Origin of the sequence: Stenotrophomonas sp. YIM B06876 (genome assembly GCF_030711595.1) — a bacterium.
In the GTDB taxonomy this organism is placed as follows: Bacteria; Pseudomonadota; Gammaproteobacteria; order Xanthomonadales; family Xanthomonadaceae; genus Stenotrophomonas.
In genome coordinates, this window is record NZ_JAUJUJ010000015.1 from 1 (window position 1) to 23847 (window position 23847).

The window sequence follows — 23847 nt, forward strand, 5'->3', positions numbered from 1 at the left end:
TCCATCTGTTGCTGCCACTGCGCCTGCAGCCGCTGGGCGGCGGCGTCCTGGCGGTGCCGCAGCAAGGCGAGCCGGGATTGCGGGCTTTGCCCCTGCAGGCGCAGCACGGCGCGATCGGCGCGCTGCATCGCCTGGACCAGCTGGTGGGTCTGCAGCTGCTGCAGGCGGGCCTGCAGGCGACGCAGGCGCACGGCCAGGTCGCGCTGGTCGGGAACCAATAGTTCGGCCGCCACCGACGGCGTGGGCGCACGCAGGTCGGCGGCGAACTCGGCCAGGCTGAAGTCGGTTTCATGGCCGATCGCCGCCACCACCGGGGTGGTGCTGGCGGCGATGGCGCGCACCAGTTGTTCGTCGTTGAATGCCCACAGGTCTTCCAGCGAACCGCCGCCGCGGGTCAGCAGGATCGCGTCATAACGGCCGCTGGCATCGGCGCGCCGCAGCAGCGCGCTGAGCTGCGCAGGCGCGCTGTCGCCCTGCACCAGGGAGGGCAGCAGTTCCACTTCCAGCAGCGGGAAGCGCCGTGCCAGCACGCTGAGCACGTCACGCACGGCCGCGCCGGTGGGCGAGGTGATCAGCGCCAGGCGGCGCACGTGGGCCGGCAGCGCCCGCTTGCGCGCCGGAGCGAACAGCCCTTCGGCTTCCAGGCGCGCCTTGAGCTGCTCGAACGCGCGGCGCAGCGCGCCCTCGCCGGCTTCTTCCATATGGTCGAGCACCAGCTGGTAGTCGCCGCGCGCTTCGTACAGCGTCAGCCGGCCGCGGACCAGCACCCGCATGCCTTCGCGGGGCAGGAATTTCAGCCACTGGCTCTTGGGTTTGAACAGCGCCCCGCGCACCTGCGCACGGGCATCCTTGAGGGTGAAATACAGGTGGCCGGAGGCGGGCCGGGTGACATTGCCCAGTTCGCCCTCGACCCAGATCAGCGGGAACGCCCCTTCCAGCAGGTCACGTGCCAGCGTGTTGAGCTGGCTGGGAGTCAGGGTGTGCGCGGCGTGATCCATGGGTTTGAAACGGCAAGTGCGGAGACGCAATGGTCGCACGTTGCCGTTGGCCGCTTCAGTCCACAGTTCGCTCAAGCGCCTGGCCGGTGTGGCGCTGCAACGCCCATTGCACGTGTTCGCGCACCAGCGCCGAAGGATGGTCGCGGCGCGAGGCCAGCGCCTGCAGCACGGCCACCGAGGTCGGCGCATTGCCCAGCGCCACGGCGATATTGCGCAGCCAGCGCTCGTGGCCGCTGCGGCGGATCGCGCTGCCTTCGGTGCGGCGCAGGAATTGGTCCTCCTCCCAGGCGAACAGCTGCGCCAGCGTGGCCCGGTCCAGGTCGTTGCGGGCGCGGAAGTCGGGCTCATCGGTGCGTTGGGCGAACTTGTTCCACGGACACACCAGCTGGCAATCGTCGCAACCGAAGATGCGGTTGCCGATCAGTGGACGCATCTCCAGCGGAATCGCGCCGTCGTGCTCGATGGTCAGGTAGGAGATGCAACGGCGGGCGTCCAGCCGGTGCGGGGCGGTGATCGCGCGCGTCGGGCAGATCTCGATGCAGCGGGTGCAGCTGCCGCAGTGGGCGCTGGCCGGGGTGTCCACCGGCAACGGCAGGTCGACATAGATTTCACCGAGGAAAAACCACGAGCCGCCATTGCGGTCGATCAGGCAGGTGTGTTTGCCGATCCAGCCCAGCCCCGCATTGCGCGCCAGCGCGCGCTCCAGCACCGGCGCCGAATCGACAAACACGCGGTGCCCGAACGGCCCCACCTCGGCGGCGATGCGCTCGGCCAGTTTCTGCAGGCGGCCGCGCATCAGCTTGTGGTAATCGCGGCCCAGCGCGTAGCGGGCGATGTAGGCGCGCTCCCCGGTGGCCAGCGTCTCCCAGGCATCGAGGTCATCCTTGTGGCCGTAGTCCAGGCCAACCGAAATCACCCGCACCGTGCCGGGCAGCAATTCGGCCGGGCGCGAGCGCATGTCGCCGTGGCGGGCCATCCATTGCATCGTGCCGTACAGCCCCTGGCCCAGCCAGTCACGCAGGTGGGCCTCGTCCTCACCCAGCTCGATCCCGGAAAACCCGCAGCGCTGGAAGCCGAATTCACGGGACAGCTGGCGGATGCGCAGGGCGAGCTGCGCCGGATCGGCGGGGACGGGAACGGTGGACATGCGCGCAAGTATAGAATCGGACCCATGCAAGCACCTGCTGCCCTCTTCGATAGTCCGGCTGCGCGCCGGATCGACGCACAGGCCACGGCGTTGCTCGGTGGCGACGGCTACGCGCTGATGCTGCGTGCCGGGCAGGCCGCCTGGGAGCAGGTGCTGGAGCACTGGCCGGCGGCGCAACGGATCGTGGTGGTATGTGGAACCGGCAACAACGGCGGCGACGGCTATGTGCTGGCACGGTTGGCGTTGCAGTCCGGGCGCCGGGTGCAGGTGCTGCACCTGCGCGGCGGCGGCCCGGCCACGGAACTGGCGCAGCGCGCCTGTACCGAATACCTGGGGTGCGGCGGCCACATCGAGCTGTTCGAACACGCGCTGGGGCAGGCCGACCTGGTGGTGGATGCGCTGTTCGGGATCGGTTTTTCGCGCAGCCCCGATGCGGCCACCACGGCGCTGATCAATGCGATCAACGCAGCCGCGTTGCCGGTGCTGGCGCTGGATGTTCCCAGCGGGGTGGATGCCCAGACCGGTGCGGTGCCGTCCGTCGCGGTACGGGCCACGCGGGTGCTGCAGTTCATTGTCGCACATCAGGGGCTGCATACCGGCGATGCGCTGGAATATGCCGGTGAACAGGCCTTGGCCACGCTGGACCTGCCGGCTGCGGCTTTCGCCGGGGTCCGGTCCGCCGCGCAGCACTGGCGGCAACCGCAACTGGCGGCGCAGTTGCCTCCGCGCCGGCGCAATACCCACAAGGGCGAATCCGGGCATGTGCTGTGCGTGGGCGGCAATCACGGCAGTGGCGGTGCGGTACTGCTGTGCACCGAGTCCGCGCTGCGCAGCGGCGCCGGTCTGGCAAGTGTGGCGACCCGCGCTGCGCAACTGGCGCCCCTGCTGGCGCGCTGTCCCGAAGCGATGGCACATGCGATCGAGGACCGCGCCGAGCTGACGCCGTTGCTGGAGCGCGCGGGCATCGTCGCGATCGGGCCGGGGCTGGGCCAGGACGACTGGGCGCGTGAGCTGTGGCAACAGGTGCTGGCATGCGGGCGGCCGCTGGTGGTCGATGCCGATGCCTTGAACCTGCTGGCCGCCGCGCCGTTGCGATTGCCCGGCGCGGTGCTGACTCCGCATCCGGGGGAGGCGGGACGGCTGCTAGGGATCGGCGCCGCGCAGGTCCAGGCCGACCGTTTCGCGGCTGCGCAGGCGCTGGTTGAACGGTTTGACGCGGTGGTGGTGCTCAAGGGCGCCGGAACCGTGGTGGCCGCGCCCGGCGCCAGCCCGCGGGTGATTGCCGCCGGCAACCCCGGCATGGCGGTAGGAGGCATGGGCGACCTGCTGACCGGCGTGATCGCCGCGCTGCGCGCGCAGGGGCTGGAGGCGTTCGATGCGGCCAGTACCGGCGCGCTGCTGCATGGGCTGGCCGGCGATGCCGCGGCGGGCGATGGCCAGCGCGGATTGCTGCCACGCGATCTTCTGCCACACCTGCGGCGGCTGGCCAATCCATAATTGCGGCCATGATCGAACTCTTTCTTCCCGATGCCGCGGCCACCGACCAGTTGGGCCAGGCCTTGGCGGCCACCCGTCCGGCCCTGGCCGTCGTGCATCTGCAGGGCGACCTGGGCGCCGGCAAATCCACCTTGGCGCGGGCGCTGCTGCGCGCGCTGGGGGTGCAGGGTGCCATCCGCAGTCCCACCTACACCCTGGTCGAACGCTATCCGGTCGCTGGCGGCGAGGCCTGGCACCTGGATCTGTACCGGATCGGCGATGCCGGCGAGCTGGATTTCCTGGGCCTGGATGATGCCGCCGCCACGCTGTGGCTGGTGGAATGGCCCGAGCGCGGGCGGGGCGGCCTGCCGCCGACTGATCTGAGCGTGGCCTTGGCGATGGAGGGCACCGGGCGCCGGGCCCGGTTGGCGGCGGCCAGTGAGGCGGGGCGCCAGTGGCTGCAACGGCTCGCGCACACCGGTCACTTGCAGGGGCTTTCTGTCTCCTGACAACAGGAAGATGCGGCAGGTTGCGGATTATCAAGGGAAAAACATATTGCAATTCCCCGATTCTGGTGTTTGAATCCAAACCCATGTTGACGGGAAGCCGCCGGATTGCCCTGTATGCCGCTGTTGCCGGACTGTGTCTGGCCGGCGCCAGCGCGTGGGCGGGCGAAATCCGCGGCGTCTCGCTCGCTGCCGGGGCCACCGGAACCCGCGCCGAGATCCAGCTCAGCGGTGGTGGCAGCTACAAGACCCTGTCACTGGCCGCGCCGAACCGGCTGGTGGTCGATTTTCCCGGGTCCAGCAGCATGCATGGCCTGAAAGTGCCGGCCCCGGCCGGGGTGGTCACCGCGGTCCGCACGGGCAGTCCCGAGCCGGGCACATTCCGGGTCGTATTCGACCTTGCCGAATCGGTGGCGCCGTTCAAGCCGCAGATGCAGGTGCAGGGCGCCGACTCGCGGCTGCTGATCGAATGGCCCGGTGAAATGCCGCTGGCCAAGGCCGTTCCCGACGCTGTGCCAGCGACCGGCGCCACGCTGGTGGACGCGCGCGCGGAAGCGGCAAAGGCAACCGCGGCCCTGACCGCGGCGGTCAACCAGCGCGCAGCCACAACCGCCTCCACGCCAGCAGAGTCCGCCTCGCAGACACCCCCCGCCGCGACACTGGCGACGGGTGGATCGGCGATGGCGATCCTCAATGGGCAGGCCACCTCTGCCATTGCGCCATCTTCTTCTTCGCCCTCCGCCGTAAGCGTTGCCGCCCCCCCGTCGACGGGGCCGGCCGTGACGGTGCCGGCGCCCGTGGTGACCACGGTGGTGCCGCCACGGCCGGCCATGCCCAGCGACGCGGCGCGCATGCGCATGCAGCCCGGGATGCGGCCGCTGGTGGTGGCGATCGATCCGGGCCATGGCGGCCAGGATCCCGGTGCCGTCGGTCCCACCGGCAAGCGTGAAAAGGACATCACCCTGGCGGTGGCGCGCGAACTGGCCCGCCAGGTCAATGCCACGCCCGGATTGAAGGCCTATCTGACGCGCGACAGCGACGTGTTCATCCCGTTGCCGATGCGGGCGCAGAAGGCCCGCGCGGCCAAGGCCGATATCTTCATCTCGATCCACGCCGATGCCGCCGAAAACCGCGCCGCCACCGGCTCATCGGTGTATGTGCTGTCGACCAAGGGCGCTTCCTCGCAACGCGCGCGCTGGTTGGCGGACAAGGAAAACTCGGCCGATCTGGTGGGCGGCGTGCGCCTGCAGCAGACCGAAGGCACGCTGGCCAACGTGTTGCTGGATCTGGCCCAGAGCGGATACATGAAAGCGTCCGAAGATGCGGCCTCGCACGTGCTGGGCGGGCTCAAGCGCATCGGCAAGAACCACAAGCCGAATATCGAACGGGCCAATTTCGCGGTGCTGCGCACCTCGGACATGCCGGCGATGCTGGTGGAAACCGCGTTCATCTCCAATCCCGACGAGGAGCGGCGCCTGATCGATCCGGCCTACCAGCGCCAGCTGGCGGGCGCGGTGCTGGATGGGGTCAATACCTTCTTTACCCGACAGCCGCCGCCGGGAACGCTGTTTGCCGCCCGCGCGCAGGCGGAGCTGGATGCGGGCGCCACGGTTGCCGGCGGCAGCCGCTGAGGCGCTCGGCTATCATCGGCAGCTGATTTCCGATGACGGCGTCCGCGCCGAATACCGTGCCTGAATCCGTGTCAGCGTTGTTTCCCCTTTGCGTCCTGTTGCCGGCATTTCCCACTGCAGGAGGCCCGGCATGAGCATTCGCCAGTTGCCCGAGATCCTGATCAACCAGATCGCGGCCGGCGAGGTGGTGGAGCGGCCGGCCTCGGTGGTCAAGGAACTGGTCGAGAACGCGCTTGATGCCGGCGCCCGTCGGGTGGACATCGATCTGGAGGAAGGCGGCGTGCGCCTGATCCGCATCCGTGACGATGGTGGCGGTATTCCGCCCGGCCAGCTGTTGCTGGCGGTGTCGCGGCATGCGACCAGCAAGATCGCTTCGCTCGATGATCTGGAGTCCGTCGCCACCCTGGGCTTCCGCGGCGAAGCCTTGCCGTCGATCGCCTCGGTCAGCCGCTTCACCCTGGCCTCGCGCCGGCCCGAAGACGACCATGGCTCGGCATTGCAGGTTGAAGGAGGCCGGATCGGCGAGGTGACGCCGCGGGCGCATGCACCGGGTACCACGGTGGAAGTGCGCGAGCTGTTCTACAACGTGCCGGCGCGGCGCAAATTCCTGCGCGCCGAACGCACCGAGCTGGGCCATATCGAAGAATGGCTGCGCTCGCTGGCGCTGGCCCGACCGGATGTCGAACTGCGGGTCTCGCACAATGGCAAACCGTCGCGCCGCTACAAGCCTGGCGACCTGTATTCCGATACGCGGCTGGGTGAGACGCTGGGCGAGGATTTCGCCACCCAGGCGCTGCGCGTGGACCACAGTGGCGCCGGATTGCGGCTGCATGGCTGGATCGCGCAGCCGCATTATTCGCGCGCCAGTGCCGACCAGCAGTATCTGTATGTCAACGGCCGTTCGGTGCGTGATCGCAGCGTCGCCCATGCGGTGAAAATGGCGTATGCCGATGTGCTTTACCACGGCCGCCAGCCGGCATACGTGCTGTTCCTGGAGCTGGACCCGACCCGGGTCGACGTCAACGTGCATCCGGCCAAGCACGAGGTGCGCTTCCGCGATTCACGGCTGATCCACGATTTCGTCTATCGCACGCTCAAAGAAGCGCTGGCCGAGACCCGCGCCGGCATGGATCCGGCAGTCATGGCCGCGACCGAGGCGCATGCGCCAGCGGGGGCCGATAGTGGCCATGGCGCCGGCGGCTATGCGTTGGTGCGGCCGGCCGGTAGCGGTGCCGGCGGTGATTGGCGGCCGCAGCAGTCGCCGTTGGGTTTGCAGGTGGCCGAAGCGCCGTCGGCGTATGCCGCGCTGTATTCGACGGGTACGCCACCAAGCGGCGAGGGCACGTTCGCGCCGCCGGCCTTCCGCAATGCCATGAGCGGACTGCCGGCCACCGCTGCCGACAGCGGCGTGCCACCGCTGGGTTATGCCATCGCCCAGTTGCATGGCATCTACATCCTGGCCGAGAACGCCGAGGGGCTGATCGTGGTGGATATGCATGCCGCCCACGAACGCATCGGCTATGAGCGTTTGAAGACCGCGCATGACGGCATCGGCCTGCATGCGCAGCCGCTGCTGGTGCCGATCACGCTGGCGGTGGGCGAGCGCGATGCCGATACCGCCGAGCGCGAGGCGGAAACGCTGGCGGCGCTCGGGTTTGAAGTCACCCGCAGCGGACCGGGATCGCTGCATGTGCGCAGCATTCCGGCGCTGCTGGCCAATGCCGAGCCTGAGGGACTGCTGCGCGATGTGCTGACCGACCTGCGCGAACACGGGCAGAGCCGGCGCATCGCCAGCGCCCGCGACGAGCTGCTGTCGACAATGGCCTGTCATGGCGCGGTGCGTGCCAACCGGCGCTTGACCGTGCCGGAAATGAACGCGTTGTTGCGCGACATGGAAGTCACCGAGCGCTCCGGGCAATGCAATCACGGCCGCCCGACCTGGGCGCGTTTTTCACTGGCTGAAATCGATCGTTGGTTCCTGCGGGGGCGTTGATGGCAAACAGGATGGGGAGAATGGCGCTGTTGCTGGCAGCGGTGATGCTGGCCGGCTGCGGCGGCGACCGGCAGCAGGTCGCACCAGTGGCGCCGATAGCCGATGCGGGCTTCATGTTGCAGAACGATGGCTGGCGCGAACAGCGCCTGGCCGAACTGCAGGCGCCCGAAGGCTGGACCAGTCTGGTGGGGCTGCACTGGCTGGAATGGAAGGCGCATTACATCGGCAGCGGCAGCACCAGTGGCATCCGGCTGGCGGTGGGTCCGCCGAAGTTGGGCATGGTGTCGCACGAAGGCGACCGCGCCTGGTTCACCCCGGAAGCCGGCGTGGCGATGAGCATCGACGAGGTGCCGCTGAAAGGGCGCGTGCGCTTCTACAGCGACCGCGATGCCGAACCGACCGTGATCCATTTCGACGATGGCAAGGGCGCACTGAGCCTGATCCGGCGCGGCAACCGCTTCGCGCTGCGGGTCAAACACGCCGATGCGCCGTCGCGGGTGGGGTTTTCCGGGTTGCAGTACTGGCCGCTGGACCAGTCCTGGCAGGTCACCGCGCGCTTCGTGCCGCACGCAGCGGAAAAAACCCTGCCGATCGTGGACATCACCGGGCTGAGCAGCGAACTGCCCAACGCCGGTGCACTGGAGTTCCAGCGCGAGGGCCGGACTTGGCGCCTGGAGGCGATCGGCGAGCCCGGAGATGCGCTGTTCGTCATTTTCGCCGACCGCACCAGCGGCCACGGCAGCTATCCGGCCGGACGCTATATCGATGTGGCGCAGCCCGATGGCAACAACCAGGTGGTGCTGGATTTCAACCGCGCCTACAACCCGCCGTGCGCGTTCACGCCGTTTGCGACCTGCCCGCTGCCACCGCCGGAAAACCGCCTCGACCTGCGCATCGAGGCCGGCGAAAAGGCCTATCTCAAGCCACTTGCACAGGGCTGACCGATGAAATCCCGATTCCACAATGCGCTGGGCGCGCTGTTGCTGACGGCTGCAGCGCTGCTGGTGCCTGCGGCCGCCATCGGCAAGGACGCGCCGGCCAGTGTGCCGCGAGCCGCGCCGGTGCCGCTGCTGTGGAAAGTCAGCGGGGCCGATGGCAGCGAGCTGTACCTGCTGGGTTCGTTCCATCTGCTCAAGCCGCAGGACTACCCGCCCTCGGCCGATGTCGAACAGGCCTTTGTCGCGGCGCGGCGGCTGCTGTTCGAACTGTCGCCGCAGGAGCTGGCTTCGCCGACCTTGCCGGCGCAGATGCTGCAGGCGGCCGTGCGCCAGGATGGCCGTCAGCTCAAGGACGACCTCGACGCTGCGACGTGGACGCGGCTGCAGGGCTATGCCCGCGCCAATGCGCTGCCACTGGATCGGCTGGCAGGCATGAAGCCGTGGTTTGTCGGGCTGTCGATCAGTCTGGCGCAGATGGCCAAGCAGGGCCTGGACCCGCAGTCGGGTCTGGATCGATACCTGATGGGGCGGGCCGATGCGGCGGGTAAACCGGCGTCAGGACTGGAGACGGGCGCCGGTCAGATCGCCCTGCTTGATGGCATGGACACCCTGGAGCAACGGCAATTGCTGCGCGAGGCACTGGAACAGGCCGAGCAGGGCGATGCGGACGGCCAGCGCCTGTACGACGCCTGGCGCCGCGGCGATGAGGCCATGTTGTGGAAAGACATGGCCCAGCAGATGAAGCGCGGCTACCCGCAGCTGTACCGGCGGATCAATGTCGATCGCAACGACGCCTGGGTGCCGCTGCTGGAGCAGCAGCTCAAGCCCGGCCGCGGCAGTACCCTGGTGGTGGTCGGAGCGCTGCATCTGCTCGGCAATGATGGCGTGGTCGAGAAGTTGCGGGCCCGCGGTTATGCGGTCAAGCGCATCTGTTCGTCCTGTCAGCCGCAGAAAAAAGCCGCGGCGCTCAGGCAGCCGGTGACGCGCACGGCGCAGAAAGCCGGTGCCTGAGCACCGGTTCTTCCAGCATCAGCGGCCGCTGCGGCCCTTGGCGGCAGGCGCCGGCGGCGGGTCGGCCGGCTTGCCGGTACCCTGCGCGCCGGGTGCACCGGGACGGCCAAAGCCGGCCCCCATGGTGCGCTGGAATTCCTGCCACAGCTCCAGGTTGCGCTCGGTGAGCTGGTTCATCATCGCCCACGGCGTCTGCCCCAGCAGGTTGCCCATCTGCTGGCGGAACTGCTGCTGCTGGTCGAGGAAGGTCTGCATGCTGCGTTCAAGGTAATTACCCATGAAGCCCTGCAGCGAATCGCCATAGAAGCGGATCATCTGGCTCAGCATCTGGGTGGACAGCATCGGCTCGCCGTCCTGCTCCTTGTCGGCGATGATCTGCAGCAATACAGAGCGGGTCAGGTCGTCGCCGCTCTTGGCGTCGCGGACCTCGAAATCTTCGCCATCGATGATCAGCTGGCGCACGTCTTCGATGGTGATGTAGCTGGAAATCTCGGTGTCGTACAGCCGGCGGTTCGGATACTTCTTGATGATGCGGGTCGCAGCCATTAAGCAGTCACTCGTCACGGTAGAAGCGCAGCATGGCGCAGTGCAGCAGGCCTTGCAACCGCCAACCGTACTGGTCGCAGGCCGTTTTCAGGGGGATGAATTGTTGCGCAGCACGGTTATCCACACGCTGCAGCATCGGTGCAGCCTGCGGCCTACCAGCCCATGTGATGGCCACCGTTGATATCCAGGTTGGAGCCGGTGATCCAGGCCGCCTCCTCGGCGACCAGGAAGGCGACCGCATAGGCGATTTCCTCCGGCTTGCCGAGGCGCCCGGTGGGGATGTCGGCGATGATCTTGGCGCGCACTTCATCGGGCACGGCCATCACCATGTCGGTGGCCACGTAGCCCGGCGAAATGGTGTTGACGGTGATGCCGAAGCCGGCGTTCTCACGCGCCAGGGAAATGGTGAAGCCGTGCATGCCGGCCTTGGCCGCGGCGTAGTTGGCCTGCCCGTACTGGCCCTTGAGGCCGTTGATCGAACTGATCTGGATCACCCGCCCCCAGCCGCGCTTGCGCATGCCTTCGATCACCGGGCGGGTGACGTTGAACACCGAGTTGAGGTTGGTGTTGATCACGTCATGCCACTGCTCGGCGCTCATGCGGTGGAACGTGGTGTCGCGGGTGATGCCGGCGTTGTTGACCAGGATGTCGATCGGACCCAATGACGCTTCCACGGCATGGACCAGGGCCTTGCCGCTTTCCGGGGCGGCGACGTCACCTTCAAACAGCCCGATGTCATAGCCTTTGGCGCGCATGGCCTGTTGCCAGAGCTGCGCTTTTTCGGCGTTGCGGAAATTGCTGGCCACCCGATGGCCCTGGTCGGCCAGCCGTTGGCAGATGGCGGTGCCGATACCGCCGGTACCGCCGGTGACCAGTGCAACGCGAGGTGTCATGGGGTAGGTGCTCCAGGGCGGGGGGCGCAAAAGTGAGAAGGCAATTCTAATGAGGTTGCGCCGCCGTTGGGGCGCCGGTCTCCACCCGCAGCGATTGCCGGGGCAGCCGCGCCGGATCGAAATGACAGTGTGCGGCCTCCAGCAATGCCGCAACGTCACGGCAGGTACCCAGCGCCTCGGCGGGCTGGCCCAGGGTGGTCCACAGCCAGCGCAGGACCGGCAGCGGTGCGCCGGCATTGACCGGCGCCGCCGCCAGCGACTTGGACAGCTTGCGGCCCTCGGCGTCCAGCAGCAGTGGCAGGTGCAGGTAGTGCGGCGACGGCAATCCCAGGGCCCGTTGCAGCAGCAGCTGGCGCGGAGTGGAGTCGACCAGGTCGGCACCGCGGACCACGTGGTTGATCTGCTGTTCGGCATCGTCGACCACCACCGCCAGCTGGTAGGCCCAGCAGCCGTCTGCGCGCCGCAGCACGAAGTCGCCGACGGCGCTGCGCACGTCCTGTTCCACATGTCCCTGCAGGCCGTCGTCGAAGCCGACAGGGCGGCTGTCAGGCACGCGCAGCCGGATGGCCGGCTGGCGGCGACGGGTGCGGGCCACACAATGACGGTGGATGCCGCCTTGTGCGTCCAGTTCGGCGCGGCTGCAGTGGCATTCAAAGGCCAGCCCAAGGTCCAGCAGCCGCTCCAGCGCCTGCCGGTACCGGTGGTGGCGCGCGCTCTGGTACTGCGGTGGCGCATCGGGATGCAGACCGAAGGCGGCCAGTGTGGCGCGCTGGCAATCCGCCGCGCCGGGAACCTCGCGCGGCGGGTCCAGGTCTTCGATGCGCAGCAGCCATTGGCCGTTGGCATGGCGGGCCAGCAGCCAGCTGCCGAACGCGACCAGCATCGACCCCAGGTGCAGGGGGCCGGTCGGCGAGGGGGCAAAACGGCCGCGATAGGGGAGGTCAGGCATGACAAACTGAATCGTCGGTCAGATGGGTGCTTGAATTCAATATTCAGGAACCTCAAATTGAACCGTCGTTCTCCCTTCCTTCCGGATCGTTCGCCCATGTTCAGCCGTATCGCCCTGTTCCTTGCCACCAACTTCGCGGTGCTGATTCTGGCCAGCATCGTGATGTCGATCCTGGGCGTCAATTCGAGCCAGATGAGCGGATTGCTGGTGATGGCCGCCATTTTCGGCTTCGGCGGCTCGATCATCTCGCTGCTGTTGTCCAAGTTCATGGCCAAGCGCAGCACCGGCGCACAGGTCATCACCAGCCCGCGCAACGACACCGAACGCTGGCTGCTGGCCACGGTCGAGCGGCAGGCCCGTCAAGCCGGTATCGGGATGCCGGAAGTGGCGGTGTACGAAGGCCCGGAGATCAATGCGTTCGCCACGGGCGCGAACCGCAACAAGGCGCTGGTGGCGGTGTCCACCGGCCTGCTGCAGAACATGAGCGAGGACGAGGCGGAGGCCGTGCTGGGCCATGAAATCGCCCACGTCGCCAATGGCGACATGGTCACCATGGCGTTGCTGCAGGGCGTGCTGAACACCTTCGTGATCGTGCTGGCGCGGGTGGTGGGCGGCTTTATCGACAGTGCGCTGTCGGGCAACCGCGAAGGCGGTGGCCGCGGTTTCGCCTACTACATCATCGTGTTCGGACTGGAGATGGTGTTCGGTCTGTTCGCCACCATGATCTCGATGTGGTTTTCGCGCCACCGCGAGTTCCGGGCCGATGCTGGCGGTGCCAGCCTGGCCGGTCGGCAGAAGATGATCGCCGCGCTGGAGCGGCTCAAGCTCAACCATGGCCAGAGCACACTGCCCAACCAGATCGCCGCGTTCGGCATTGCCGGTTCGACCGCGAAGAAACTGTTCCTGAGCCACCCGCCGCTGGAGGAGCGCATCGCTGCGCTGCGTGCCTCGACCCAAGTCTGATCAGTCGCGCCTGTCTGTCGAAACGCCCGGCCTGGTGCCGGGCGTTTTTTGTTTGGTGGTGCCATGGTTCGATGGACTGGCTGATAAAGGCCGAGCGGCTGCGCGCTGGCAGGTCGTTGCCGTCGAATGCGCGGTGGTCTTTGCTCTTGATTTGGGCTCTTAGGGGCCGTCAAAGCGGGCCGGGCACCGCAGGGTCGCCGGGGCGAAGAGGTGCACGTGTCTGAGCGTAGCGAGTTTGTGCGCCGGCCCCGATGACGCGAGCAGCGCAGGGAACCGATGCGGCTGTATCGCATCGGACCGCGTCCGGCCACAGCGGTTTTGGCTACTTTCCCAAGAGAAAAGTAGCTCGCGCCTTGAGGCGCGAAAGCTCTACTGCCTTTCAGCGCTTACGCTGGGCACGAAAAGGCGCGAATGCGGCGACAGCCAGTCGGCGCAAAGCAAAACGGCACCATTGCGGGTGCCGTTGGAAACTCCGGATGCGGGGGCGATCAGAACCTGGCGTCGAACTCGGCGGCGTAGCCGGTGTTGACGATGATCTTCTGCAGCGCGTCGCTGACCTTGATGTTGCCGGCCACGATCTGCTGGGTCTCCGGGCCGCGCGAGTCCATGCGCGCCGGGGCGGCGCCCTTGTAGTCGCACACGCGGCCACCGGCCTCGCGCACCAGCAGCACGCCGGCGGCGATATCCCAGGCTTTCACGCCGGCTTCGAAATACGCGTCGGCGCGGCCACAGGCCACGTAGGCCAGATCCAGCGCGGCCGAGCCGGTACGGCGCACGTCTTCGGCCTGCACCAGCAGCGCATCAATCGCCTTGAGCTGGGCGCTGGTACGCGAGCGCTCGCGCGGGGCGAAGCCGGTGTGGACGCTGGCACCGGCCAGGTCCTTGCGGTCGGAAACGCGGATACGGCGGTCGTTGAGCACCGCGCCGGCGCCACGGCTGGCGGTGAACAGCTCGTTGCGCAGCGGATCGAAAATGACCGCGTCGATCGGCTCGCCGTTTTCGACCAGGGCGATGGACACGCAGTAGTGCGGGAAGCCGCGCAGGTAGTTGCTGGTGCCGTCGAGCGGGTCGATCACCCACATGTAGCGGTTCACCGCCTGCACACCGCCTTCCTCGCCCATGATTCCGTATTCCGGATAGGCGCGCTTGAGTTCCTTGACGATGACCTTCTCAGCGTCTCCGTCGACCTCGCTGGCGTAGTCCATGCGCCCTTTCTGGACGACATTGAGCGAGTCGAGCTTGTTGATGTTGCGCAACAGGACATTGCCGGCGAGGCGGGCGGCCTTGACCATGACGGTTACGGCGGGTTTCTGCATGGCAAAAGGCTCCCGTGAAGGCTGAGATCGGATTGGCGGGGGAAAAGAGCGGGTCCGGCGCGCTGGCCGGTCGGGCAGTTTACCATCTGCAGCTGTCTCGCTCCTGATTTCTGTCAGCCAATGTCTGTATCCACACATATCCGTTTCATTCTGGTCGGGACCCAGCATCCCGGCAATATCGGCGCCGCGGCGCGCGCGATGAAGACCATGGGGCTGTCGCGGCTGGTGCTGGTGGCGCCGGAGAAGCCGCTGGACGAGGTGGCTTTCCGCCGCTCGGCCGGGGCCGAGGATGTGCTCGGCGATGCCCCGGTAGTGCAGACCCTGGCCGAGGCGGTGGGCGATTGCCGGCTGGTGCTGGGGTGCACCGCACGCTCGCGCAGGGTATCGCTGGAGGAGCTGCTGCCCGAGGTGGCGGGGCAGCGCGCCGTGGCCAAGGCGGGGGAGCGGGCGGAGGTCGCGTTCGTGTTCGGGCGCGAGCGCACCGGGCTGACCAACGAAGAGCTGCAGCTGTGCCACGCCGCGGTGCACATCCCGTCCAATCCGGATTTCAGCTCGTTGAACCTGGCCGCGGCGGTGCAGGTGCTGGCCTACGAGGTGCGCATGGCGCAGCTTGGCGAGGCGGCCATGCCGGTGGCAGAGCCGGGATTTGGCGAGGCGCCGGCCAGTCATGCGCAGGTCGAAGGCATGTTCGGGCAATTGGCCGAAACCCTGGATCAGATCGATTTCCACAAGGGCCGGGCGCCGGAATCGGCGATGCGCAAGCTGCGCCGGCTGTTCCTGCGCACGGAATTGAGCGAGCAGGAAGTGCGTCTGTTGCGCGGAATCCTGTCTGATGCCCAGCGCATGGCGCGGCTGGCCGGCGGTAGCGCGAACTGAGCTGTCGCCACTGCCGGCATTTCGGTTAGTCTTCTCCGGTCTCTAGGGGAGCTGCCGTTTTGCCTGTATCGCGATGGCTGTTGGCAGTCTTACTGCTGTCGCTGGTCCTGACGCCTGACGTAGGCCGCGCCGGGCCGTCGTCCGTGCTGGTCCTGGGGCGCATCAGCGATGACCCGAAATCCCATTACCAGCAGCTGCAGCCGCTGCTCGATTACGTGGTGCCGCGCATGCGTGATGTCGGCATCACCGAAGGACGCATCCTCATGGCGCGCGATCCCCAGCAGATGGCCAGCTATCTGCGGCGGGGGCGCGTGGACTGGGTCACCGAAACCGCCGGGACCGCGATGGCCCTGGGCCAGCGCAGCGGCGCGCGGCCGTTGCTGCTGACCGAACGCAGCGGGGTGGGCAGCTACCAAAGCATCTTCTTTGTCCGCCGTGACAGTCCGATCAGGCGCCTGGCCGATCTGAAGGGGCGCACCCTGGCGCTGCAAAGCGTGCAGTCCACCAGCGCCTACCTGGTGCCGGCGATGGAGCTGCTGGACCATGGCGTGCATCCGCAGATCCTGTTGACCCCGCAGGATGCCCCGGCGCCTGATTCGGTGGGTTATGTGTTTGCACGCTCCGAATTGAATATTTCCACTTACGTGCACAAGGGCGTGGTCGATGGCGGTGTGGTCAGCAGCATCGACTGGGGCCGCGAGACCAGCGTGCCGGCTGCGTTCAAGCGCGATTTGCGGGTGATCCATCGCAGCGAGCCCTACCCGCGGGCGGTGGAAATGGTGCGTGCCGATCTGTCCTCGCCGGTTCGCCAACGTCTGCAGGAAGTGCTGTTGCAGGCCAGCACTGATCCGCAGGCAGCGCCGGCATTGAAGACGTTTTTCGGCACCACCGGCTTTCACCGGGTGGACGCCGGTACCCAGCGCCGGCTCGATCGCCTCAAGGCCGGGCTGATGCGGGTACGGATGGACGTGGAATGAATCCGCTACGGCTGGGGCTGCAGGCCAGGTTCCTGCTGGGGTTGACCACCGCGCTGTTGGTGGTCGGTGCGATTGTGGTGCTGATGCTGGCGCGCCAGACGGCCATGCAGCGTGAGCTGACCCAGCTCAGTGGCAGTGTCATCCACGACCTGTTCGAGCGCAGTGTGCGCAAGCAGGGCGAGTCGCTGACCCGGGCGTTGGCCGATGCGCTGGTCAACCCGCTTTATTACTCCGACCTGGAGGCGATCGGCGCGCTGGTCCGCAACACCGCCAGCCAGCAACTGGTCGACTATGTGCTGGTCTACGACCCGGCCGGCCGGCTGATCCACGATGGTTCGCTCGATGTCGCCGACTATGGCCGGCAGATGCAGGATCCGTTGGCTGCCGCCGTGGTGGCGGCCGATGCGCTGACCGTGCAGGATTCCGCGGCGATCGTGGATGTGGCCATGCCGGTGTTTATCGGCAACCAGCGGATCGGCGGGGTCCGCGTCGGCATGGGCCTGGGCAAGCTCCGCACACAGGAAATCGAGGCGATAGAGCAGGTGGGGGGGCGCCTGGATGAGCTGGGCAAGCGCCATCTGGGCTGGCTGGCATTGATGCTGGCTGCGCTGGTCGGCTTCGGTGCGGTGTTTGGCCTTTACGTGCAGCACATGCTGGTCCGTCCCATCCGCTGGCTTGCAAGTGCGGCGCGACGGATCGAGTCCGGTGACTACGACGTCGAGCGACGTGACAGCCGCCGGCGCGACGAGGTGGGCGAACTGGTGCGTGCGTTCGGGAGGATGAGCGAAAGCATTGCCCGGCATGACCGCGAAGTCCGCCATATGGCCTATACCGACGCCCTGACCGGGCTCACCAACCGGCTTGCTTTCCGCGAGGCGCTGGACCACCGGATGATGGCCGCCCGCGTCTCCGGTCAGCGGCTGGCGCTGCTGTTCACCGACATCGACGAATTCAAGCGGGTCAACGACACCCTGGGGCATGAGGCCGGGGATGAGGCGCTGCTGCAGGTGGCCCAGCGCATCACTGTCGCGGTGCAGGGCGCGGGTGGCGATGATGCGTTGCTGGCGCGGTTCGGCGGCGATGAATTCGTGATCCTGATCAGCCAGGGCGATGTGGCGGTGGCGGCCATGCAGCTGGCCGAGCTGCTGGTGGCCGAACTGGGGCGGCCACTGCTGGTGCAGGGCCGGGAGATTTTCCTTGGTACCTCGATCGGCATCACCCTGTTCCCGGATGATGCGGTGGATGCCACGGCACTGCTGAAAAATGGCGACATCGCGATGTACCAGGCCAAGCTGGCCGGCAAGAACTGCTATCGCTATTACAGCCGGGCGATGGACCACGCGGTGGAGCGGCGCCTGCATATGGAGCAGGAATTGCGCGGCGCGTGGGACCGCGGCGAATTGCATCTGATGTATCAGCCGATCTTCCGCACCCGCGACCGCTGCCTGGTGGGGGTGGAGGCGCTGCTGCGCTGGCAGCATCCGGCACTGGGGACGATTCCGCCCTCGGTATTCATCGACGTCGCCGAACAGAGCGGGTTGATCGAAAGCATCGGCCCGCGGGTGCTGCGCGCGGCCTGCATGGAAGCCAGGCGCTGGCCGGTCAACAGCGTCGGCGAGGAACTGTTCGTCTCGGTCAATGTGTCGCCACGGCAGTTGCGCAGCGGCGATCTGGCCGGAGAGGTCGCCAACTGTCTGCGTGATTCCGGATTGCCGGCCTCACGGCTGCACCTGGAGCTGACCGAAACGGCGGTGATCGGCGACGAAATGCTGGCCGCCTCGCTGCTGGACAAGCTGCATCGCACCGGGGTGAAAGTGTGGCTGGACGACTTTGGAACCGGCTTCTCCGGCCTCAGCCACCTGCGCCAGGTGCCGGTGGACGGGGTCAAGATCGACAAGAGTTTCGTGGCCGACCTGCAGCACGATGCCGATGACCTGGCGTTGACCACGGCCATCATCGCCATGGCCCATGCGCTGGGCATCACCGTGGTGGCCGAGGGGATCGAGCAGCAGGTCCAGTTCGACCTGCTGTGCCAGCGCGGCTGCGATCTTGCCCAGGGCTATTGGCTCAGTCACCCGTTGGCGTCGGCCGATCTGGTGCAGTTGCTGGTGCGCCACGGGTCGCGGTCGTAGACGGCGGCACCGCGATTCAGAGCGGGCGCTTGCTGCTGTCGCCGGCGATCTCACGCACCAGCCTGGGCACCAGGTAGCCGGAAAGGCGCGCCATCAGCGCCGCATGCAGTGCCTGCGCCTGCGCATCGCCGACCTCGAAATGGGCCACGCCCTGTACCCGGTCCAACTGGTGCAGGTAGTAGGGCAGTACGCCGGCGGCAAAACTGCGTTCGCTCAGGGCTGCCAGCGCGTCGACACTGTCGTTGACCCCGCGCAGCAGCACCGCCTGGTTCAACAGCTGCGCGCCGGTATTGCGCAGGCGCGCCAGCGCGGCATCGACATCGGCGGCGAATTCGTTGGCATGGTTGGCGTGGATCACAAAGGCTACCGGCCAGGGCAGGTGGCCCAGCCACTGGATCAACTCGTCGTCGATCCGTTCGGGCATCACCACGGGCAGCCGGCTGTGGATGCGCAGGCGCCTGAGGTGGGGAATACGCATCAGCGCATCGGTCAGTTCGGCCAGCTTCGGGGTTGCCAGCGACAGCGGGTCACCGCCGGAAAGGATCACTTCATCGATGTCCGGATCGGCGGCAATGGCCGCCATCGCCGGTTGCCAGTGGTCGCGGCTGGCATTCTCGGCGGCATAGTCGAAGTGCCGGCGGAAGCAGTAACGGCAATGGATCGCGCAGCTGCCGGTGGTCACCAGCAGGGCACGGCCACGGTATTTCTGGATGACGCCGGTGGCTTTCCTGGCGGCGCCATCGCCCACCGCATCGAAGCTGAAACCAGGCACGACCTGCATTTCCCGGTCGATCGGCAGCACCTGGCGCAACAACGGGTCATTCCGGTCGCCCGCGCGCATGCGCGCCACGAAGCTGCGCGGCACCCGCAGCGGGAATTGCGCCAGCGCGTCGCTCGAGACCCCCAGCGCCGCCGGGTCCAGTTGCAGCAATGCCAATAGCTCGACCGGGTCGCGCAATGCCTGGCGCCAGGCTTGCTGCCAGCGCGGAGCGGGTTCGGGGATAGCGGCTTTTTCTGGAGTGGCGAGGGGGGCTGCGGTTATCATTGGCGGTCAGAAAATCAAGTGCCCGGCCGACCGGTCGGGCGGTCCATTCTATCCGGCCGGCCGCAGGCCCGGCGGTTTTGCCCCATCAGGAGTTCCAGTTATGGCCACTTACGGCATGAACGACGTCAAGAACGGGATGAAGATCCTGGTCAACAATGAGCCGGCCGTCATCATCGAGACCGAGTACGTCAAGCCGGGCAAGGGCCAGGCCTTCACCCGCGTCAAGTACCGTTTCATCAAGTCCGGGCGCATGGTCGAACTGACGATGAAGGCGACCGATGACCTGGAAGCGGCCGACGTTGTGGATACCGATATGCGCTATCTGTACAGCGATGGCGAGTACTGGCATTTCATGGACCCCGAATCGTTCGAGCAGGTGCAGGCCGACAAGGCCGGCATGGGCGGCGCCGAGAAGTGGCTCAAGGGGGAGGAGGACTGCGTGGTGACGCTGTGGAACGGTTCGCCGATCTGGGTGCAGCCGCCGAATTTCGTCGAACTGAAGATCACCGAAACCGATCCGGGCGTGCGTGGCGACACCTCCGGCGGCGGTGGCAAGCCGGCGACGCTGGAAACCGGTGCGGTGGTGCGGGTGCCGCTGTTCGTCAACCAGGATGAAATCATCAAGGTCGACACGCGCTCGGGCGAGTACGCATCGCGCGTCAAGTGATCCCGCAATGCCCGCCGCCGTCGACGAGGGCGGGCACGCCGGTATTTGCCGGCTTTTGCCGGGCACAGGTGCCCGGCTCTCCGGGCGCCGATGGCGTCCTTGCAAGTGAGTCCGCATGAGCGACAACCAGTGCATTCCCGAATCCTGTGACCTGTTGATCGAGGCCGGTTACGTGGTTCCGATCGAGCCGCACGCGGTGGTGCTGGAAGACCACGCGGTGGCCATCCGCGGCAGTGAAATCATCGCGATCCTGCCCACAGCCGAGGCGCGCGCCCGGTTTGCGGCGACGCAGGTCGTCTCGCGCCCCGATGCGGCGCTGATGCCGGGCCTGGTCAACGCGCATACGCACAATCCGATGACGCTGCTGCGTGGCGTGGCTGACGACCTGCCGCTGATGGTGTGGCTGCAGCAGCACATCTGGCCGGTGGAAGCGGCGGTGATCGGGCCGGAGTTCGTCGCCGACGGAACCCGGCTGGCCATTGCCGAGATGCTGCGCGGCGGCACCACCTGCGCCAACGAGAACTACTTCTTCTCCGACGTCCAGGCCGCCGTCTACAAGCAGCATGGCTTCCGTGCGCTGGTGGGCGCGGTGATCATCGATTTCCCGACCGCCTGGGCCAGGAGTGACGACGAGTACTTCGCCCGCGCCGGCGAGCTGCACGACCGGTGGCGCGGCGATCCGCTGATCGGCACCGCGTTCGCACCGCATGCGCCGTACACGGTCAATGACGCCAATTTCGAGCGGGTGCGGATGCTGTCCGACCAGCTCGACATGCAGGTGCACCTGCATACCCACGAAACCGCACAGGAAGTGGCCGATTCGATCAAGCTGCACGGCCAGCGCCCGCTGGCGCGGCTGGACCGGCTGGGGCTGGTCAACGAGCGCCTGATCGCGGTGCACATGACCCAGCTGACCGGGGCGGAGATCCAGCTGTGCGCCGACCGTGGCGTGCACGTGGTGCATTGCCCCGAATCCAACCTCAAGCTGGCGTCGGGTTTCTGCCCGGCCTGCGCGCTGGTGCGTGCCGGGGTGAACCTGGCCATCGGCACCGATGGCTGCGCCTCCAACAACGACCTGGACATGTTCAGTGAAAACCGCACCGCGGCGATTCTGGCCAAGGCGGTGGCCGATGACGCCACTGCGCTGGATGCGGCGACCACGCTGCGCGCGGCCACGCTGGGCGGCGCGCGCGCGTTGGGCTTCGGCGACCGGATCGGCTCGATCGAGGTCGGCAAGCAGGCCGATCTGGTCTGTGTCGATCTGTCGGCGCTGGAAACCCAGCCGCTGCATCATGTGCTGTCGCAACTGGTGTATGCCGCCGGCCGCCACCAGGTCAGCGATGTGTGGATCGCCGGCCAGCCCAGGCTGGTCCAGCGCGAGCTGGTCGACATGGATACGGCCGCGCTGGTGGCCAATGCCCGCCAGTGGCGTGAGCGCATCCGCCACGTGCGTGCCTGATGCCACTGTCCGGGGCGTCGCGCAAGCGCCGTCCCCAACCGGAATGACAACGATATGACTGCCCCCCGCGACACTGTTTCTTCCAATTACGACCAGGCCGAGCTGGACAAGTTTGCCGCCCTGGCCAACCGCTGGTGGGACGTTGACGGCCCGCAGAAGCCGCTGCACGCGCTCAATCCGGTGCGGCTGGACTACGTGGCTGGGCGGGCGCCGTTGCGCGGCGCGCGGGTGCTCGATATCGGCTGCGGCGGCGGCCTGCTCAGCGAGGCACTGGCCAAAGAGGGCGCGCAGGTGACCGCGATCGACCTGGCGCCGGAGCTGGTCAAGGTGGCGCGTCTGCATGGCCTGGAGTCGGGGGTGCAGGTCGACTATCGGGTGCAGGCCGCCGAGGATCTGGCCGCCGAACAGCCGGGCGCGTTCGACGTGGTGACCTGCATGGAAATGCTCGAGCACGTGCCCGATCCCGGTTCCATCGTGCGCGCCTGCGCCACGCTGCTGAAGCCGGGCGGACAGCTGTTCCTGTCCACCATCAATCGCACCGCGGCCGCGTTCGCGGTGGCGGTGGTGGGCGCCGAATACGTGGCGCGGCTGCTGCCCAAGGGCACGCACCACTACCAGGATTTCATCAAGCCGGCCGAACTGGGTGCATGGGTGCGCGAGGCCGGCCTGCAGTTGTGCGATGTCAGCGGCATGGCCTACGAGCCGTGGCGCAACCGGGCGCGGCTGAGCTCGCGGACCGACATCAATTACCTCGCCCACGCGCGCAAGCCGGAGACCGCGGGCGGTGAGTGAGGTGTCCCGCCCTGCGGCCGCGGCGTTTCCGCCGGCGGTATTGTTCGACCTTGATGGCACCTTGCTCGACAGCGCGCCGGATATGCTGGCCACCGCCAATGCCATGCGCGCTGCCCGCAGTCGCGCACCGCTGACGTTGGCACAGCTGCGGCCAGTGGTATCCAAGGGTTCGCGGGCGATGCTGGCGGTGGCGTTTCCCGAACTGGACGAAGGCGCGTGCAGTGCGCTGGTGCCCGAGTTCCTGGACGGCTACGAAGCGCTGATCGGCCGCCACGCGGTGCTGTTCGATGGCATCGCCGACATGCTGCTGGCGCTGGAGCAGGCCGGCAGCCGCTGGGGCATCGTCACCAACAAGCCCGAGTATCTGGCGCGGCTGATCCTGCCGCAGCTGGGCTGGGAGCAGCGCTGTGCGGTGCTGGTCGGTGGCGATACCCTGGCCGAGCGCAAACCGCATCCGTTGCCATTGCTCGTGGCGTCGCAGCGGATGGGTTTTGCGCCCGCGCAATGCGCCTACGTCGGTGACGATGAGCGCGACATCCTCGCCGCGCGTGCGGCCGGCATGCCGTCGGTGGCGGCGCTGTGGGGATACCGTGTGGCGCATGACGATCCGCACTGCTGGCAGGCCGACCGCATGGTGGCCGAGCCCGCGCAACTGCAACACCCGTGTGGCTGGCCGCGCATCGGTGCGCCCGCTGCCTGAATCCATTTTGCAAGGAGCCGCCGTGAGCAGCGCGCTGGACAGTTTTCTCGATAAATGGCGCACCCGTTGGCCGGAGTGGTCGCAGGTGGAGGGCTTCATTCCCGCAGCCGAGCGCGAGCGGGTGGTGGCCTGGTTCGCGCTGCTGCAGGAGTTTGACGACATCCTCAATACCAGCGGCGACCCGATGCCGTCCGACGCCAAACTGGCGTGGTGGGGCGAGGAGCTGCGCGGGTGGTCGGCCCAGCGTTCCAAGCATCCGCTGGGCCGTCTGCTGGAACCGGTGCGGGCGCCGTGGGCCGAGCTGGCACAGGTGCTGCCGCACCTGGTCCAGGCGCGCGCGGCCAACGCGGATCCGCAACAGGCGCGGCAGTCGTTGGCGGCATATGCGAACGCCGTAGCCGCTGTGGAACAGGCGATGTTCGGCGGGCACGCCCGCGGTGACGCGGCTGCGGCGGTGTTGACCCAGACGCTGGCGCAGCGGCTGCAGGACCTCGACAGCGCGGCAGTCCCGCATTCGTTGCAGGCGCCCGAACCATCCGTGTCGGTGCGGCAGTGGGGCCGGGAATTGCTGTCGCAGTGGCCGGCCCGCGTTGCCGGGCCGCGCCCGCGCCGCATGTGGTCCGCGCTCGCGCGTTCACGGCAGCAGGCCAAGGTGCGCGGTCAGGCCTATGCGCCCAAACCCATCGGGGTGCTGTGGCGTTGCTGGTGGGCCGGCCGCGGCTGAGCAAGAGTTCCTACGTCGCGCCCAGCGGCGATGGTCAGGCGTTGCCGGGTGCCCGTTGGATTTTCGACGGAAATCCTGGGCTTCCGTGCGGCGCTCGATGAATGCCCG

The 23847-nt window shown here is 67.5% G+C and carries 23 protein-coding genes; 15 read left to right on the top strand and 8 right to left on the bottom strand.

The genetic code is table 11. The annotated features are described in order from the left end of the window. Together xseA and queG are read right to left on the bottom strand one after the other, a co-directional pair. Positions 1 to 998: exodeoxyribonuclease VII large subunit (xseA, locus tag QZH66_RS07955; protein ID WP_305805418.1), on the bottom strand; the 998-nt coding region annotated here is incomplete at its 3' end. A gap of 55 nt (positions 999 to 1053) precedes the next feature. Further along, on the bottom strand, positions 1054 to 2145 hold the full coding sequence (queG, locus tag QZH66_RS07960; protein ID WP_305805419.1) for a tRNA epoxyqueuosine(34) reductase QueG: 1092 nt from the start codon (positions 2143 to 2145) through the stop codon (positions 1054 to 1056). 24 nt (positions 2146 to 2169) lie between these two features. Here queG and QZH66_RS07965 point away from each other — a divergent pair, with 24 nt between their 5' ends. The 6 genes from QZH66_RS07965 to QZH66_RS07990 all read left to right on the top strand — a co-directional run bounded on the left by QZH66_RS07965 (position 2170) and on the right by QZH66_RS07990 (position 9700). Beyond that, complete coding sequence (locus tag QZH66_RS07965) at positions 2170 to 3642, top strand: NAD(P)H-hydrate dehydratase (protein WP_305805420.1); 1473 nt, start codon at positions 2170 to 2172, stop codon at positions 3640 to 3642. Between the two features lie 8 nt (positions 3643 to 3650). Further along, entirely contained in the window at positions 3651 to 4130 is a 480-nt protein-coding gene (gene tsaE / locus QZH66_RS07970; RefSeq protein ID WP_305805421.1) for a tRNA (adenosine(37)-N6)-threonylcarbamoyltransferase complex ATPase subunit type 1 TsaE, read from the top strand. Positions 4131 to 4213: 83 nt separating this feature from the next. Continuing rightward, positions 4214 to 5758, top strand: coding sequence for an N-acetylmuramoyl-L-alanine amidase (locus QZH66_RS07975; protein ID WP_305805478.1), 1545 nt, complete (start codon positions 4214 to 4216; stop codon positions 5756 to 5758). Positions 5759 to 5888: 130 nt separating this feature from the next. Continuing rightward, complete coding sequence (gene mutL / locus QZH66_RS07980; protein WP_305805422.1) at positions 5889 to 7751, top strand: DNA mismatch repair endonuclease MutL; 1863 nt, start codon at positions 5889 to 5891, stop codon at positions 7749 to 7751. Next, positions 7751 to 8692, top strand: coding sequence for a DUF1684 domain-containing protein (locus QZH66_RS07985; protein ID WP_305805423.1), 942 nt, complete (start codon positions 7751 to 7753; stop codon positions 8690 to 8692). Before mutL ends, QZH66_RS07985 begins: the two co-directional genes overlap by 1 nt. A gap of 3 nt (positions 8693 to 8695) precedes the next feature. Beyond that, positions 8696 to 9700 carry a TraB/GumN family protein gene (locus QZH66_RS07990; protein ID WP_305805424.1) on the top strand — a complete coding sequence of 335 codons (1005 nt, stop codon included), beginning with the start codon at positions 8696 to 8698 and terminating at the stop codon, positions 9698 to 9700. Positions 9701 to 9718: 18 nt separating this feature from the next. Here QZH66_RS07990 and phaR read toward each other — a convergent pair whose 3' ends face one another. Genes phaR through gluQRS form a run of 4 tightly spaced genes read right to left on the bottom strand, consistent with a single transcriptional unit; the run spans position 9719 to position 12088 of the window. Further along, positions 9719 to 10246 (bottom strand): polyhydroxyalkanoate synthesis repressor PhaR, encoded by a 528-nt coding sequence (gene phaR, locus QZH66_RS07995; RefSeq protein ID WP_305805425.1) that lies wholly within the window; start codon positions 10244 to 10246, stop codon positions 9719 to 9721. A 7-nt stretch (positions 10247 to 10253) separates the two neighbouring features. After that, positions 10254 to 10382, bottom strand: a complete 129-nt coding sequence (locus QZH66_RS08000) for a hypothetical protein (protein WP_305805426.1) — start codon at positions 10380 to 10382, stop codon at positions 10254 to 10256. 16 nt (positions 10383 to 10398) lie between these two features. Beyond that, complete coding sequence (locus QZH66_RS08005) at positions 10399 to 11139, bottom strand: beta-ketoacyl-ACP reductase (RefSeq protein WP_305805427.1); 741 nt, start codon at positions 11137 to 11139, stop codon at positions 10399 to 10401. Between the two features lie 46 nt (positions 11140 to 11185). Continuing rightward, positions 11186 to 12088: a tRNA glutamyl-Q(34) synthetase GluQRS gene (gene gluQRS / locus QZH66_RS08010; RefSeq protein ID WP_305805428.1), complete on the bottom strand. Its 903-nt coding sequence runs from the start codon at positions 12086 to 12088 to the stop codon at positions 11186 to 11188. Between the two features lie 96 nt (positions 12089 to 12184). Here gluQRS and htpX point away from each other — a divergent pair, with 96 nt between their 5' ends. Continuing rightward, entirely contained in the window at positions 12185 to 13051 is an 867-nt protein-coding gene (gene htpX / locus QZH66_RS08015; protein ID WP_305805429.1) for a protease HtpX, read from the top strand. A gap of 488 nt (positions 13052 to 13539) precedes the next feature. Here the strand turns inward: htpX and QZH66_RS08020 are convergent, their stop codons facing one another. Continuing rightward, entirely contained in the window at positions 13540 to 14367 is an 828-nt protein-coding gene (locus QZH66_RS08020) for an inositol monophosphatase family protein (RefSeq protein ID WP_305805430.1), read from the bottom strand. Between the two features lie 120 nt (positions 14368 to 14487). On the opposite strand from QZH66_RS08020, the gene QZH66_RS08025 reads away from it, so the two are divergent. From QZH66_RS08025 to QZH66_RS08035, 3 genes are all read left to right on the top strand, one after another. Further along, positions 14488 to 15243: an RNA methyltransferase gene (locus QZH66_RS08025; RefSeq protein WP_305805431.1), complete on the top strand. Its 756-nt coding sequence runs from the start codon at positions 14488 to 14490 to the stop codon at positions 15241 to 15243. Between the two features lie 80 nt (positions 15244 to 15323). Then, a complete protein-coding gene (locus QZH66_RS08030; protein WP_305805432.1) occupies positions 15324 to 16220 on the top strand; it encodes a phosphate/phosphite/phosphonate ABC transporter substrate-binding protein in 897 nt (298 codons plus the stop codon). Beyond that, positions 16217 to 18352: an EAL domain-containing protein gene (locus QZH66_RS08035; RefSeq protein ID WP_305805433.1), complete on the top strand. Its 2136-nt coding sequence runs from the start codon at positions 16217 to 16219 to the stop codon at positions 18350 to 18352. Before QZH66_RS08030 ends, QZH66_RS08035 begins: the two co-directional genes overlap by 4 nt. A gap of 16 nt (positions 18353 to 18368) precedes the next feature. On the opposite strand, the gene epmB is transcribed toward QZH66_RS08035, so the two are convergent. Beyond that, a complete protein-coding gene (epmB, locus tag QZH66_RS08040; protein WP_305805434.1) occupies positions 18369 to 19397 on the bottom strand; it encodes an EF-P beta-lysylation protein EpmB in 1029 nt (342 codons plus the stop codon). A gap of 100 nt (positions 19398 to 19497) precedes the next feature. Here epmB and efp point away from each other — a divergent pair, with 100 nt between their 5' ends. From efp to QZH66_RS08065, 5 genes are all read left to right on the top strand, one after another. Further along, complete coding sequence (gene efp / locus QZH66_RS08045) at positions 19498 to 20064, top strand: elongation factor P (RefSeq protein WP_305805435.1); 567 nt, start codon at positions 19498 to 19500, stop codon at positions 20062 to 20064. 115 nt (positions 20065 to 20179) lie between these two features. Next, the gene (locus QZH66_RS08050) at positions 20180 to 21523 is read left to right on the top strand and encodes a TRZ/ATZ family hydrolase (protein WP_305805436.1); all 1344 of its coding nucleotides are present in this window, start codon (positions 20180 to 20182) and stop codon (positions 21521 to 21523) included. 54 nt (positions 21524 to 21577) lie between these two features. Continuing rightward, positions 21578 to 22315: a bifunctional 2-polyprenyl-6-hydroxyphenol methylase/3-demethylubiquinol 3-O-methyltransferase UbiG gene (ubiG, locus tag QZH66_RS08055; protein WP_305805437.1), complete on the top strand. Its 738-nt coding sequence runs from the start codon at positions 21578 to 21580 to the stop codon at positions 22313 to 22315. Further along, entirely contained in the window at positions 22308 to 23015 is a 708-nt protein-coding gene (locus QZH66_RS08060; RefSeq protein WP_305805438.1) for a phosphoglycolate phosphatase, read from the top strand. The genes ubiG and QZH66_RS08060 overlap by 8 nt, the downstream gene beginning before the upstream one ends. A gap of 22 nt (positions 23016 to 23037) precedes the next feature. Next, positions 23038 to 23739 carry a squalene/phytoene synthase family protein gene (locus QZH66_RS08065; protein ID WP_305805439.1) on the top strand — a complete coding sequence of 234 codons (702 nt, stop codon included), beginning with the start codon at positions 23038 to 23040 and terminating at the stop codon, positions 23737 to 23739. The last annotated feature ends 108 nt before the right edge of the window (positions 23740 to 23847 follow it).